This window comes from Sphingobacterium endophyticum (assembly GCF_009733535.1).
Classification (GTDB): domain Bacteria; phylum Bacteroidota; class Bacteroidia; order Sphingobacteriales; family Sphingobacteriaceae; genus Sphingobacterium; species Sphingobacterium endophyticum.
The window spans coordinates 145,274-158,507 of record NZ_ML771899.1; the positions used below are offsets into that span (position 1 = coordinate 145,274).

17 protein-coding genes are annotated in these 13,234 nt (G+C 31.2%); 16 read left to right on the forward strand and 1 reads right to left on the reverse strand.

The window, feature by feature from the left end:
• Positions 1-81: 81 nt before the first annotated feature.
• Positions 82-900, reverse strand: a complete 819-nt coding sequence (locus tag E0Y80_RS00635; RefSeq protein WP_156305398.1) for a hypothetical protein — start codon at positions 898-900, stop codon at positions 82-84.
• A 353-nt stretch (positions 901-1,253) separates the two neighbouring features.
• Here E0Y80_RS00635 and E0Y80_RS00640 point away from each other — a divergent pair, with 353 nt between their 5' ends.
• From E0Y80_RS00640 to E0Y80_RS00715, 16 genes are all read left to right on the forward strand, one after another.
• Positions 1,254-1,595, forward strand: coding sequence for a hypothetical protein (locus tag E0Y80_RS00640; protein ID WP_156305399.1), 342 nt, complete (start codon positions 1,254-1,256; stop codon positions 1,593-1,595).
• A gap of 115 nt (positions 1,596-1,710) precedes the next feature.
• Positions 1,711-2,259, forward strand: coding sequence for a hypothetical protein (locus tag E0Y80_RS00645; protein ID WP_156305400.1), 549 nt, complete (start codon positions 1,711-1,713; stop codon positions 2,257-2,259).
• Between the two features lie 121 nt (positions 2,260-2,380).
• Positions 2,381-2,740: a hypothetical protein gene (locus E0Y80_RS00650; protein ID WP_156305401.1), complete on the forward strand. Its 360-nt coding sequence runs from the start codon at positions 2,381-2,383 to the stop codon at positions 2,738-2,740.
• A gap of 45 nt (positions 2,741-2,785) precedes the next feature.
• Positions 2,786-3,277, forward strand: a complete 492-nt coding sequence (locus E0Y80_RS00655; RefSeq protein ID WP_156305402.1) for a hypothetical protein — start codon at positions 2,786-2,788, stop codon at positions 3,275-3,277.
• A 260-nt stretch (positions 3,278-3,537) separates the two neighbouring features.
• Positions 3,538-3,897, forward strand: a complete 360-nt coding sequence (locus E0Y80_RS00660; protein ID WP_156305403.1) for a hypothetical protein — start codon at positions 3,538-3,540, stop codon at positions 3,895-3,897.
• 256 nt (positions 3,898-4,153) lie between these two features.
• Positions 4,154-4,738 carry a hypothetical protein gene (locus E0Y80_RS00665; RefSeq protein WP_156305404.1) on the forward strand — a complete coding sequence of 195 codons (585 nt, stop codon included), beginning with the start codon at positions 4,154-4,156 and terminating at the stop codon, positions 4,736-4,738.
• Positions 4,739-4,888: 150 nt separating this feature from the next.
• Positions 4,889-5,173: a hypothetical protein gene (locus E0Y80_RS00670; RefSeq protein WP_156305405.1), complete on the forward strand. Its 285-nt coding sequence runs from the start codon at positions 4,889-4,891 to the stop codon at positions 5,171-5,173.
• Between the two features lie 219 nt (positions 5,174-5,392).
• On the forward strand, positions 5,393-5,782 hold the full coding sequence (locus tag E0Y80_RS00675; protein ID WP_156305406.1) for a hypothetical protein: 390 nt from the start codon (positions 5,393-5,395) through the stop codon (positions 5,780-5,782).
• 150 nt (positions 5,783-5,932) lie between these two features.
• Positions 5,933-6,847: a hypothetical protein gene (locus E0Y80_RS00680; RefSeq protein ID WP_156305407.1), complete on the forward strand. Its 915-nt coding sequence runs from the start codon at positions 5,933-5,935 to the stop codon at positions 6,845-6,847.
• A gap of 273 nt (positions 6,848-7,120) precedes the next feature.
• Positions 7,121-8,191, forward strand: a complete 1,071-nt coding sequence (locus E0Y80_RS00685) for a hypothetical protein (RefSeq protein WP_156305408.1) — start codon at positions 7,121-7,123, stop codon at positions 8,189-8,191.
• A 275-nt stretch (positions 8,192-8,466) separates the two neighbouring features.
• Entirely contained in the window at positions 8,467-8,853 is a 387-nt protein-coding gene (locus E0Y80_RS00690; protein ID WP_156305409.1) for a hypothetical protein, read from the forward strand.
• Between the two features lie 276 nt (positions 8,854-9,129).
• Entirely contained in the window at positions 9,130-9,429 is a 300-nt protein-coding gene (locus tag E0Y80_RS00695) for an Imm53 family immunity protein (protein ID WP_156305410.1), read from the forward strand.
• Positions 9,430-9,521: 92 nt separating this feature from the next.
• The gene (locus E0Y80_RS00700) at positions 9,522-10,040 is read left to right on the forward strand and encodes a hypothetical protein (protein WP_156305411.1); all 519 of its coding nucleotides are present in this window, start codon (positions 9,522-9,524) and stop codon (positions 10,038-10,040) included.
• A gap of 189 nt (positions 10,041-10,229) precedes the next feature.
• Complete coding sequence (locus E0Y80_RS00705) at positions 10,230-10,760, forward strand: hypothetical protein (RefSeq protein WP_156305412.1); 531 nt, start codon at positions 10,230-10,232, stop codon at positions 10,758-10,760.
• A 687-nt stretch (positions 10,761-11,447) separates the two neighbouring features.
• The gene (locus E0Y80_RS00710; protein WP_156305413.1) at positions 11,448-11,891 is read left to right on the forward strand and encodes a hypothetical protein; all 444 of its coding nucleotides are present in this window, start codon (positions 11,448-11,450) and stop codon (positions 11,889-11,891) included.
• A gap of 363 nt (positions 11,892-12,254) precedes the next feature.
• Positions 12,255-13,205 (forward strand): hypothetical protein, encoded by a 951-nt coding sequence (locus tag E0Y80_RS00715; RefSeq protein ID WP_156305414.1) that lies wholly within the window; start codon positions 12,255-12,257, stop codon positions 13,203-13,205.
• The last annotated feature ends 29 nt before the right edge of the window (positions 13,206-13,234 follow it).

The window sequence follows — 13,234 nt, forward strand, 5'->3', positions numbered from 1 at the left end:
TGATATAGGATCAAGGATTTGGTTGTCGATGTTCGGTTGATCCACCTTAGATAGGTTCCGTCAAGTCTCGCTAATAACGGATTATTTAGTTTTGTCCAGTGAAGAAGATAACAGCCTTATTCTTATTGTTTCATAGTTCGTCCGATTACCTTCAGGTAGATATATGGAAACCCTTGTATCATAATTTATAAAATGAATTACCCCGTCGTTGTAATCTATAGATTGAGTTTTAACTTTACTGATATCTAATTTGATCAATTTTAGGGCTTCATTAAATTCTTTTTCCTCGGGAATGTTGGGTAAATTTTCTTTAAGAAAATCACTCATGATTTTTTTCATGCTTTCCTGTTCCAACCCAGTCTCTTCCTTAAGGCTACATAGCCCATATTCGTCGATATCTAACAATGTGATTTTGGTTTTGAACTTCTGAGGACTCTTAGAAAATGGAGTGGTCCCCTCATTTTCGAATTCCATAGAACCGGAAGTGGGTACGCTGATGTCATATAGAGAATGTAAGGTAGGAATCTCTTTGTATATAAGATACTCCAATGATTCTTTAGAAGTAAGGGCTGAGTAGAACTTTTCCATATCCTGATCAATGTTATTAGACTGCCCAAGTCTTTCAGCAATCATCTTAGTCAGCCTTTTTAAGTAATTGTTCACATGACCAGATAAGACTTCCCAATTTTCTATTCCAATAAAATTTCCCAATATGTCAGTCTTATATATTATTTCTAAATCTAAAGATTCCTTGATCTCTGCCCTGAGTTCAGAGGGAATTTCATTACTTAGGTATTGGAAATCGATTTTCCATTTTAATAAATATTCTTCGTTTAACGTATCAAGAACTGCTAATTCCGCAATATAAACATTAGAATCAACCTTGGAATGGTTATTCATTGAACTGTTATTTTTGACCGTGGTCACTATGCACCTATTTCCTGTGAAAGTACTTGATGTAAGAATGAATTGCCTAATATAAATAGGATTAGGGAAAAGAAAATCCTTATATTTTCCATGAATAATTAATTAATCGGTTTGTTGCTCTAAGTTAGTATATTTTTCAAGATCTGATATACCTTGGCAAAAAATCAAAAAAGATGATATATTTAAGGTCTGTGGAAGAGGGCCCGGTCTTCGACATGTGCGATAAAATTCCGACTAATCGATTAGAAAAAGGGTCCAACTACAGATAGGTTGCTAAGCATTGATAAACTCATTGACACATTTAAATATTATTGATTAACAGGCTTATGAAAATGAGGTATGTTATTGTTCCAAATAATGCTGAGGCTGCCAATAGGCTCGAATATAATCTAGCTACCCCAGAGGAGTTAATACAGATTGTTTTGACAGAAAATGATTTTTATCGGTTTGAGAAATCTGGTTTCTTTTCTTTCCTGAATAATTTAGTTGATGCAAATATCGACGACTATGAAGATGAAGTTATCCAGGGAAGAGATAATATCCAAAAAGTTCTAACCTTTATACATGCTTTTAATATCGGTCGACAACAGAAGGTCTTAGTAAATAATATTGAGAGGTTATTTACAGAAGCGTTGTTGCGAAATACTGGTGTATATTTTTATTTTTGATTGTAAAATACATCCTTGGGTAGGATTTGGTTGGACTTTTCATATTGGATCTATTTCAAGAACTGAAAAGGAGGGGTGGATTTCTTTGTTCCACCAACTTTTCAGACGAGCAATTATGAATTTGATGATCAAGGATAGTTTTATGCTGTTTACGGTACTGCTTTTATTTAATCTTAGCTCTTGTAAAAATATGATCGATCAGGAAATATACCCTTTAGAGTTTTATACACAGTACAGTCAGTTTTATTTGACTAATGGAGCCGATGAAGATTCTGATGTAGATTTATGGACAGAAACAACTTCTTATCAAAGAATGGCCACTGATAAGGGCATCTTAGCAGTAGGGACAGAATGTTACGGTCCTGTAAAAGCACAGTTGGAAATAAAGAATGATGCATCTAAAATCGGAAACTTAGATGAGTATGATCATGTTGTTGAAGGTAAAATCGATATTGAGACAGGTGTTTTGCAAGTTATAGACTGTCCTACATCAAGTGTGATTCAGGAAGTTGAGCTGCCACCGGGATTGTATAGTGTTAGGGTTTATTCAAAAGATTTGAATACCGTTGAGGGAGATGGGGGAGATGATTTTTATCGTATAGTTATTTGGCCGGCAATGAATAACGATAAGAAAGTGAAGGTCTTAAAACAGTACATTCGGTAATTCCGATATTACTGCTTACTAGTATATTCAGGAAAATGGGGTTCAAAAGGAACTAATTATGGAAATAGTAAATAGGCTTTGTGCTTTGTGCTTTTTGTCAATTCTTATTTTATGGAGTTGTATGGATATACAGGATTCTTTTAGAAGTACAGAGTTGGTTTCGAGCCGGGGCGAGAGGTTCTACATAAATACTCTAAATTGGGGAGTGACTGGTGGTTATCAATATACAGTCGTATCCAAAGATCGTAATAGACTGAAAGAAAGAGGGGACACTATTGCCGGAATAAAAGGTCTGTCCCCTTTTGTATACAGATTCAGCCAAGATACCTTATATCTTTACTATCAAGAGGAAAAAGCAATAGATATTGGAGGTGAACTTCATTCCGTGGAAATAAACTATTTTCCACTAGATAATACATCGTATATGGATGTGTTAAATAAAGCGAGTAAGGGAGTAGAAGGGTATCGGTTGGTACCTTAATAGAGAAAAAAACAAAATTCTCCCCCACCCGATATAGAATGGGTTTTGTTAATTTTAGCGCATAGGGTTAACCGTTTGCGGACTAACAAAAAACAAATAATAGTAATCACAAATATTGTTGCTCAAAGACTAAATTTAGTTATGGTTAATAATGACTTTAAAATATGTTTTCCCGAGGGAGGTTTTAAAGATGAGTTTTTCTTTTCTTGCTTACTAGATGACGATGAAGGCTTTGTATTGGAAGTTAATCCTATTAACACGACTAAAATATTAAGAATTGAATTTGGTTACCATATAGTTTATTATGAAAATTTACCAGATTTACCTTCGATAAAATTTATTGAAGAGGAAGGCCTAGATCGAATAAACAGTCAATTTATTATTGGGAATAATTCAAGGTACATTGATAGAATTGTTAATGAGAGCTTTGGTTTTTATGAGAAAAATGAATTCAAACATTTTATTTTTAGGCATACTGATGGTTTAATACATGTAATTACTAATGAGATGCCAATTCTAAATTGGATTGAAAGCTAAAGTTGAAAATTCTGTTTCATCAGTTAGCGTAAGGTTCGGGATTAGCTTCTTAGCAAGTTTGATTAGGATCTGATTGATGCATTAAACAGGTTTGGAAAATGTGGTAAATGAAATAATGGCTGTAGTTAAGAAGGTATGGACTCAAAAAAGCAAATGTCAGATAGACAGAAAAAACATAAAGAATCAGCTAAGATAAAATTAGATTAGAAAAAAAGAAGAATAAATTATTACCATTATCCAACAAATTAACATCAAAATAGATGGAATCAATATTTAACGTAGAATTATTTAGTAAATTAAGTAGAGAATATTTTTTGTTGAATTCAAAAATTGAAGGTATCAATATTGAAATGATGAATGGTAAATTATATGTCATCATTCATTTTTTTAATCCATTTACCAGCGTTTCTAGGTTAAAACTTTCAATAACTGAAATAAAGGAATATGCTTTTTATTACCAGTCAAATACACATTTTTATAATGTAGAAACTTTTAAATTACTAAAATATAAGGACATGTATTATTTTAGTTTTGATCCTGATGAGGAGGTAATGGATGTACCTTCTGAACATGATAATGATTTAATTATTGCTGGTAAAATGGAAGGTTGTTTTCAATAAATTGTTGTTCTCATTTTAGGAGTTTGCACTTTGTTCATAAAACTTTTATAGTATTTGTCCTTAATGCCTTCCATATTTAGATAAACGATAAATTGGGAACAAAGCAAAGTTGATTGGCATAAACTTATATATGGTGACTCTCCGGTAGGGCAAATTAGACCTAAACCAAAAAATTAAAATGGGATTACATGAAATTGATTTAAGGGCATTTCATGGCTTTGGGAAAGCTAAGGAATTTAATGAACAGACATGGTGTGTGTCAGAATTATTTTGGTCATTTTTAAAACAATATAAGGTTAATAATGTAAAGAAATGTGTTATCATAGTAACGGATGATTATCAAAAAAAATTAGAAGTTCCTGAGAGTTTTGGGGCGATAAGAAGTGTAAAAATAGAATTGGACCTTAATCGGTATTTTGAATCTAATGATTATGAAAGAAGAAAAAAATTGTTAGAGGTAACTTTTCAGGGAATGAGGCAAATCGCGATAAGAGAGGGTTGGGAACTGGAACCTTTAGAACAGGCATATGAATCCTGTATAAGAAATGACATTAAATATCATTTCTTTTTAAGGGATAAATTAAAAAGTTCATTAGATCGCAAAAATAAAATTGGGATATGGTGCGAATGGGATATCGATACTTTTAAATTATTTTGGGTTTTATTGGATAAAAATAATGTTGAATTAAATCGGGAAAACTTTTTTTACAGTAGTGAACCAAGCCAAGGTGAATTTGCTTATTATTTAAATTGGCAATGGATAGATAATCGAACTGTTTTGGTAAAAAATGAAAAAAGAAATGACCTTCTTTCTTGGGAATTAGATGTATCGGTGAAATAAGAATAATTTCAAAATTTTGTGTCAGTAGCTTTCAGATTCTCTAGTCAAAAACTTATTATCGTATACAGCCTAAATTAAAGGGTGGATCTAATAGTTCATCATGCGCACAAGCAATTTTCAATGAAAGAAAGCTTAACGAAATTAATTACAATGAATAATCAGGAAATTCATGGATTGTCTCTTAATATGGCTGTTTTTACCACTAAATATGTTATAGTTAAAAATTCCCCAATAGTTTATGTTTACCATGACGAAGAAGGTGATTGGCAATTTTTTGGATCGGAAGAGAATATTGAAATAGAAGATGCTATGGTTGTTTCTTTAGGTGAAATCCTTGAAATGGATCGGTCGATAGTTGATGTTTTGAGTTTAGCAATCAATTCATTTGCTACCAGGAAATCTAGAAATTCTGATTGGGTCGTTTCAACCCTTTGAATTGTCGGGTAGATTTTAACCAAAAAGGGTAATTGCTTTTCAATTGGTTTTGAATATAATGAAATAATAGCGAGACTATTTATAATGCTGTTTCACAAGCAGAGCATTACCCTGGAATTCAATTAAAAGATGTTATTCCTAACGCTCAATTTAAAGGAGCAAGTGCTGGTGGAATGATAAGTTCAACAAAAACGTGGGTTTTTTAAAAAAGAAGAAGATATGATTAAAGAAAAAAAAGAAGGAAGTATCTGGTTTTTAATTTCTTTTGTTTTTGGAATTGCTGTCTTAATTTATTTTCAGGTTTACAAAAAAGATATTTCTTATTATTTGGAAAATAATTATCACTTCGAAATAGAAAATAGTTATAATGGGATAATCGAAAGAAGATTTGTAGATAAGTCGAACCATAATAGCTCTATGGTAAAGTTTAAAGATGGATCAGAGAAAGGAATTCACCCATATTTTTGGGGAAAGATGCAAGTTGGAGATTCTATTAGTAAAGTAAAGGGAGATTCTGTAATACAGGTTTTTCGGAATGGAGAAAAAATTATATTGGAAATAGCTCCGTTTTATGAAAAAGCAATAAAGGAACAGCAGAAAAATAATTAAAAAAGTCCCCTTTTAGATTGGGCAAAAAAAGTGATAGGTTAGAATAGTTAGAGTTTGATTTAAATATTACTGATTTTTCAGTAGGGCAAAATGAGGAATTTTGTTTATTAGGACAGCAAGAAGGTAAGATTGTTCTACAACGTTATACGAATGGACAAACAACAGTTGTTTATACCTTCAGAAGCAATAGACGGTATTGAAAGGTCTATGTTCGTTAAATATGGTAATCTAATAAGAGAGTCAGAGCATCATCTAACATCACGAGATAAAAGAAAGCTTGAGGTTCAGTTTTGGGAATGTATATTAATCTTCTTCTTAATGGATTTAATATTAAATACAATGAATAAAAGAATTGGATTCATTCTTATGGTTTTAATATTATTGTCGAGCTGCAATAGTAATAAAGAAGGAATTTATCTCAAATATCTTGCGTTATCTGAAAAAGATAGTGTTGTATTTTTTGATAGTGTCTCAAATAATATTCATTTGGTTGAAATTAGAAAATACAACTCTTTAGGTGATTTTCAAGGGAAGTTTTGTTTTCAAGTTAACGACAGTATTTTTTATGAGGTTCTTTCAAAGGAGAACCTGTACTTACGTTATTCTAATGATTTCATATATTTTTCTAAAGACCCAAGTAACAACGAATATGGTTGGGTGAATGTGGTGAACAATGAATTTATTGACTTGCCAAATAAGGATTCTATACAAAAGGAAATCGCCAAAGAATATCCTGTAAACAGATTTGAGAAAGATGGAAGGATTTTTCTCTATAATAATGAAGGTATACTTGTGAAGGAACTAAACTATGCTGATTTCTTATTTAAAAATAATGTACTGAATTTGGATACCTTGCCTATAGGTACTTATTCATTGACAAACAGTAATTTAAATAAAGTTTCTAACGACGTCAATGAAATGCTAAGAAGTGAAATGCAAGGCATATATTATATTACTTTCCCAGATGTCAATAGTTACTCAATAAGACGGAAGAAATATATTAATGACTATTTTAATGAGATGATAAAAACCGGAACTTTTCCAAGAGACATTAGCATTCCGTAGACGTACAATTATGGCAAGTGTTGGCAAAAAGTAGGTGATTCGTCTGTTCCGTGTGATAAGGCCAAGGTTGGTTCTACTAGAAATGATGCGTTTGGTTAAAATGGCTTCAATACCTAAATTGAATGATACTTTTGGTTCTAAAGAAGGTTGGTCTTTGATTATTAAATTAGTATTTAAAGTGATTGGCAGTTAGAGGCCTCGAAATCCACAGCTTTGGGATCCTCAAAAAAATCCAGGACTTAAAAGTCCAAGCGAATTTTAAAATTATGAGTTATGAGAATTTTTATAAAGATAATATCACTGCTTTTGTTTATATCTTGTTCAACAGATAAAAGTAACCGTTATACTGTTCATTCTTTCAATATTGATATAAGTTACGAATTGTTTACACATCTATTAAGTGATCAACATCATCATTATTTATTCGGGGCAGTAGAAGAAAATCAAATGGATTATCGTACGAGTGAAATTACAATTGTACAGTCGGCTGTAGGAGATGAGAAGAACTGGAAACCTTTTAGTAAAAATATACCTGGTAAATGTCAAGCGGTTAGTCAAACCCATAAATATATTTATGTAATAAGTATAAATCAATATCAGGAGCTGCGAGATCCAAAATTTAGTAATCACAAGTTATATAGAATTTCAAAAGCAGATAAATCTATTACTGAATTATATGAATTTAATCAACCAAATTCTTTTGTAAGAGATGTTTATTTTGATTCTGATGAAAGAGGATATATCTTCTTTAGACCATCAGGAAACCCTTTAGACTATCAATTTTTGAAAACAAATAATAGTGGTAAAGAATGGGATGTAATAGAGTTGAATCGTCCTGTTAATGTAACTCATAGCTATGATGAAAAACTATATTTTGTTTCTTATAAAAACAATCTTAAAAATAATTGGATTTATAAAATTGATAAAAAAAGTGATAGGTTAGATTCGTTAGAGTTTGATTTAAACATCATTGATTTTTCAGTAGGTGAAAATGAGGAATTTTGGTTATTAGGACAGGAAGGAGGCAAGACTGTTGTACAACATTATACGAATGGACAAACAACAGTTGTCCATAATTTTTCGGATGATGCCGATGTTTTCCCTAAACATCTCTATAAGTACAATGAACTGATGGTTGTTATAGCTTCTCAAATAGATGAAAATATGCTTGGCGGATTTGGAGGTACTAAGACTTTTATGTTTGTATCAAAAGACAATGGTTTAACTTGGGATAATGAACGACTTGATGGAGCTTTATACTTAAATCCTATATCCATTTACAAGAATAAAAAATTGACAGCTTATGTTGGTGACGGAAAGATTTTAACCTGTAAATTTCAATAAAAAGTAAAAAGAGGTGTATCAAAACATTAAAGATAGTTTCGTTTTTCTTATGAGAGTTGCAAAAGGAATGCAGGATATTGACGAAAAAACTTCAACTGTTGGCTTAGTGTGGATGCTGTAGGCGCTATGATTGAATGAGTTGGGCTCTTCCTGGATTGCAAATAGCTGAAGTTGGAGGAGTGATGCAATGAATTGGGAGTGCTGTTGAAGTAGCTGTTGAGTATATTTCAGGAAGTAATAAAAAGGCAACAATTAAAGGAGCAAATAAAGATATTTTGATAGGAGTTGGTAAATTTGGAAATTATGCAGTAGATAAACTTATTCCAGGCAATACAGCAAATATCTCTATGGATATTGTTGAAGGATTAAAAGATGGAATGGGGGTGATGGAAACAGAAGTAAAAGCTCAATCGGACAAGACTTTAGAGAAATTTAAAGGGAGAAAATATTATATTTTATTATTGAATACATATTTTTTAGCTGCAATAGTACTATTTGTTATAGCATATCTATTTTATTTAACGATTAAAGATGCTAAGATATCTTCTGAAGAAACTGGTGGGAGAGGTTTGACACCAGCAAATTATCTTAAAACAAAGATAATTATTATAATAGCCATTATAATGGGAATATTGAGCTTATTATTTGCTAAATCAAGTTAATTAAAATGAATTACGATAACATTTATGGATTGTTAACTTCAGTATTTATGATTTTATTGAGTATATATACAAAATATTCTAATAATTATAACAATAAATGGATAGCTAAAAACGCATGGTTATATGGTTTAATTATTGGTGTAGCATTGTTGATTCGAAGTATAATGAAATTACTATAATTGATTTCATTTTATATTTAAAAGAGATGTCAGGAATGGAAATATATGGGTGAGGCGATAAAAATGGTTAATTACTGATTGGGATAATAGTTATATTATGGAGGAAAATTTAGGATTAATTAAATGGTTCAAGGATAATTGTGATGGTGATTGGGAACATTCCTATGGTGTTAGAATTATGACATTGGATAACCCTGGTTGGGTTATAGAAATTGATTTAATTGGTACTGAATTAGAAGGTTTTGAATTTGAGGATAATTCTTTAGAACTTGAGGAAGATTGGTACAGTATATCATGTAATGGGAAGATCTTTAAAGGTGCTGGAGATCCAAATAAATTAAACATCTTGATAAATAAATTTTTGGATTTTAAAAGATGTTGGGGTGGCAAATCATGAAAAATGTCGATTAAACAATCTGTAACTTTACTTTGTGATTGTCATTGGGAAAGCTGATGGAAGTTTAATTTTAATAATAAATATTTCAATTAATGAAAGTAGCTAGCTTTTTAATTTGTTTTGCATCACTTTTCTTTACTTGTTGTTCTTATTCAGGAAAATCAAATAATGCTACTATTGAATATGATGATAGTGTAAAATTGCAACTTCCGGTTTTTGAGAAGAATTCTGTGATTGACAGTTTGTTCTCAGTTATTAAAAAGGAATATGGCTATATGACATTAAATGATAATAAGTCTATTATCATAGTTTATATTGATGGAAAAAATACCATTGAAGAAATTTCTGCCGCACTTATTTCAAAAGAATGTATTAATTTTCATCTGAGTATTTTTGAAAAAAATAAGATCGGACTGCTTTATTATGATGGATTAGATGTATTGGTAATAGATAAAAATAGATTATTGGATACAGTTGATACATCTCATACCCTACTAATTCCTGTTCAATTGAAGGAGTTCCCGTGGTTTTATGAGCCAATTTTATATTCGTTTGAAATAGATAAAACTGAAAGGTTATTATTTATGGGTGAAAGTTGGCTTTCAAGATAAAGAAAGATTTCGTGGACCTATTCATGGAATCGGAGAGGCTAAAATAACTTCAAAAAGGAAAAAGCAGATGCTGAAGATGAAAATTATGGGAAATATCGCCACTTGTGCCTTTAGTAAATAATCACCCCTTAAATAGTTTTCAATAATCTGATTGTTTTAATATACCATATAAAATTTATAAATAAAATTATGGAATATCCTTTGTTTATTCCTCCTAAGGAATTATGGGGAAAACAAACTATTGATTGGAACTACGATGAAGCAAAGGTATATTTTAAGTGGTTTATTGAAATAAAAGAAGATAGAGTTAATAATTTTCTAAATATTATTAATGAAAAAAGAACCTCCAATCATCAAAATGATTTAAAACGAATTGGGAAGAAGGTCTCTGAATTGATCCAGTCTTCACCATTTTCAAGAATTGAAAATGAGAAAAAAATATTAACCAATGAAGGAGCTGCTATCGCGGCAGACATTTCTTTACTCCTGTCTGAATATATACTAAATAAACATCCAGAATTAAAATGGGGAATTGTTAGAAAACCAAAACGTGATATTTCAGTAAATTTACCTGCAATTATGCCATTTCCTCGTTATGGCCATTTAGAATTAATGAAAGATTCGATTGTAAGTTGTAGGAACATTTTGCAATATAAGGAAAATTCGATAGTATGGCTTGAAACGTATAATGACGTTAATTTTAGACTTGAAAAAAAATAAGTGTATTCATCTATTATTTCAATTTGTCATTAGGACTCTTCGAATGTTCTAGTATATGTGGTCAAGATGATCATTGTGATTTTTTGTTGTAGGAATGTCCATTAAGTATCTGTGAATAGATTTTCCTAATTCTATATTTAGAAGCTCAATTATTAAATTTAATTAATGAACTAAAAGCTTTACTTCAAAGGTTTGACCTATTTAAAAAAAAGCGTCTGTTCATTCTCGAGCTTTAACTAGATAAACTATTTAATCGCTAAATATTGATTTTGCATTCCTATGGGATTCATTAGATATTACATCCCTTTGGGATTTTGATGACAATAAATCGGTTGTTTTTTTAAATACTATCGTCATTTTAAAATGTATGTGTTATCTACTAATTCAATGCCCTTCGACGATCCTCGACAGCCCTTCGATAAACTCAGGGCAGCGGCTCAGGACAGGCCTATTATGTGATAGGTATGTCCAAGTCTATAGTAACCGGAGGTATAAATCGTTATTTTTAAAATACAAAAGAGTTGTAGGTAGGGCTTGGTGACCACTTGGATTAGGGGGCGATACTATATGATGCCGGGATAGGAGGGTGGAATGTCGTGTGGAACCGTTGGCCAAGAAGATGAGGAGACATTCCACATTTAACTATGCCTTCAACAATCCGATAAGGTTTATTATGTAAAGTTATTTATGGAATTTGAGAAATTATTTATAGAAACTAAGAGGCAGCCAATTACTTATCAAGGCAAAGAATTGAAAATGATTGAAAGGGTTGACTTGCCATCAAATAAGGTTACCTTGAAGGTTAGTTTTCTATCAACAGATAGCAAATGGAAACAGAGAATTGTATTTCAAACTAAAGGAGAGTTTGAGGTTAACGGTCAGAAGTTACCTACAAAAATTGTTCTTTGGGAAGATACAGCGCCTAAAGAATTACAGTTGTTGGTTAAGTCAAAAAACAAAGTGCTTGTTACTTACAATGTTTGGCAGACCGAAGATGGAACTACCCATTATTGGCATAATGGCGGTGCTATGTACTTAGAAGAAAAAGACGGGGTAAGGACTTACAATTGTAATGATGGATATCCTGATGATGATTTAAACGACCTTGTTTTCACGGTAGAATATCTATAATAACAAATACTAACAAGTATGGATTTTTTTTATCTAAAAGCCTGTCTAGTCTTGTAATTAATGTCTTGTACAAGGACAGTAAAGATTTATGAATGTACAGGTTGTAAAGTGAAAACAGAGAAAGGAGTTGATTTATGTTAAAGACAGAAGTCAGTTATTTTGACAAGGGGAAATATGGGAAAGGTAGACTGTTTAATAGGACTGATTATTTTGACAATAATTGGGAGCGGTTCCCTGAAAGGCCGCGTTTACAATTTAAAGAACAAACATTTTCTTAAAAACACATAGAATAATAAATGATTTGACCTATATCACATTGTACGGAAATAGGGTTGTAAAATAATTATTTGACATTTATATAAAATGAAGAAGTTACTCATCTTAATTTTACTATTTACAGCATGTAAGCCTAAGGACAAGGAAATTTTTGAATTGTTACAGGGCTCTTGGGCTTTTGATTTTAAAAGTGCAAGAACTGTCGGGTATACATCAGGATCCAATTATAGAGATAATTGTGGATTTACCTTTAACGGAGATATTTGTGAACTTCCTTGTTCATTTAGAAGCTATTTTTCCTTTCAAAATTGTTTTCAACCTGGTTACAAAACAAAATTTAAAATTCTTGGGGATACTTTAAAGATTTGGAATAGATTATCAAATGCCTGGAATCCATATTTGATTGAATTTATTTCGAAAGACTCAATGGTTATAAATTTTCCTAATGAAAATTTAGGAAAGTTAACGTATGTAAGGCCTAAAGTGGAAGAAGTTAATTTTAATGAAATCATAATGATCAATGTTTCATTCAATGATTCGGGTGAATCAAGTTGTTCCGATGATATACTTTATTTGAATAAATCCGGAATATTTTTTAAATCAACTGTGGAAAAAGTAATGTCTTCTCCAAAAATTAGAAATGAAGAATTTTTGCAAATTAGTCCTTCAGAAATGGATGACTTATTTGAGTCATTTCGTTATTACAATATTAAAACTTCGAGCGATTTGTTTATTCAACCGCGAGGAGATGCAGACGCTATAAGACGTTTTTTCAGTTTCTACAAAGATGGCGAGATCATTAAAAAAGTAGAAATAGAAAACGAAAGTGGACCTGATGAATTGATTTGGGGCTATCATAAAATTGAGGGTTTTGATCAATTAAGTATCAAAAGCAAAGCCGTAACAAATAAAAAAGATTTGAAACGCATAAAGGAAGAAATCAAAATAAATCTTTTAGAGGGTGTTAAAAGCTTAGAGTTCTCTCGGTTTTATGAAAAGACTATTGAGGAACTGGAAAGTTATTTGGATGGGATTTAACAGATGAAAATTTTGAATACGGATTATAT

Excerpts from the sequence above, each read along its gene's own strand:
- E0Y80_RS00660 (WP_156305403.1), top strand. The coding sequence starts at position 3,538 with ATGGAATCAATATTTAACGTAGAATTATTTAGTAAATTAAGTAGAGAA.
- E0Y80_RS00680 (WP_156305407.1), top strand. The coding sequence starts at position 5,933 with ATGGACAAACAACAGTTGTTTATACCTTCAGAAGCAATAGACGGTATT.
- E0Y80_RS00715 (WP_156305414.1), top strand. The coding sequence starts at position 12,255 with ATGAAGAAGTTACTCATCTTAATTTTACTATTTACAGCATGTAAGCCT.
- E0Y80_RS00650 (WP_156305401.1), top strand. The coding sequence starts at position 2,381 with ATGGATATACAGGATTCTTTTAGAAGTACAGAGTTGGTTTCGAGCCGG.
- E0Y80_RS00700 (WP_156305411.1), top strand. The coding sequence starts at position 9,522 with ATGAAAGTAGCTAGCTTTTTAATTTGTTTTGCATCACTTTTCTTTACT.
- E0Y80_RS00670 (WP_156305405.1), top strand. The coding sequence starts at position 4,889 with ATGAATAATCAGGAAATTCATGGATTGTCTCTTAATATGGCTGTTTTT.
- E0Y80_RS00695 (WP_156305410.1), top strand. The coding sequence starts at position 9,130 with ATGGAGGAAAATTTAGGATTAATTAAATGGTTCAAGGATAATTGTGAT.
- E0Y80_RS00645 (WP_156305400.1), top strand. The coding sequence starts at position 1,711 with ATGAATTTGATGATCAAGGATAGTTTTATGCTGTTTACGGTACTGCTT.
- E0Y80_RS00675 (WP_156305406.1), top strand. The coding sequence starts at position 5,393 with ATGATTAAAGAAAAAAAAGAAGGAAGTATCTGGTTTTTAATTTCTTTT.
- E0Y80_RS00640 (WP_156305399.1), top strand. The coding sequence starts at position 1,254 with ATGAAAATGAGGTATGTTATTGTTCCAAATAATGCTGAGGCTGCCAAT.
- E0Y80_RS00685 (WP_156305408.1), top strand. The coding sequence starts at position 7,121 with ATGAGAATTTTTATAAAGATAATATCACTGCTTTTGTTTATATCTTGT.
- E0Y80_RS00635 (WP_156305398.1), bottom strand. The coding sequence starts at position 900 with ATGAATAACCATTCCAAGGTTGATTCTAATGTTTATATTGCGGAATTA.
- E0Y80_RS00710 (WP_156305413.1), top strand. The coding sequence starts at position 11,448 with ATGGAATTTGAGAAATTATTTATAGAAACTAAGAGGCAGCCAATTACT.
- E0Y80_RS00705 (WP_156305412.1), top strand. The coding sequence starts at position 10,230 with ATGGAATATCCTTTGTTTATTCCTCCTAAGGAATTATGGGGAAAACAA.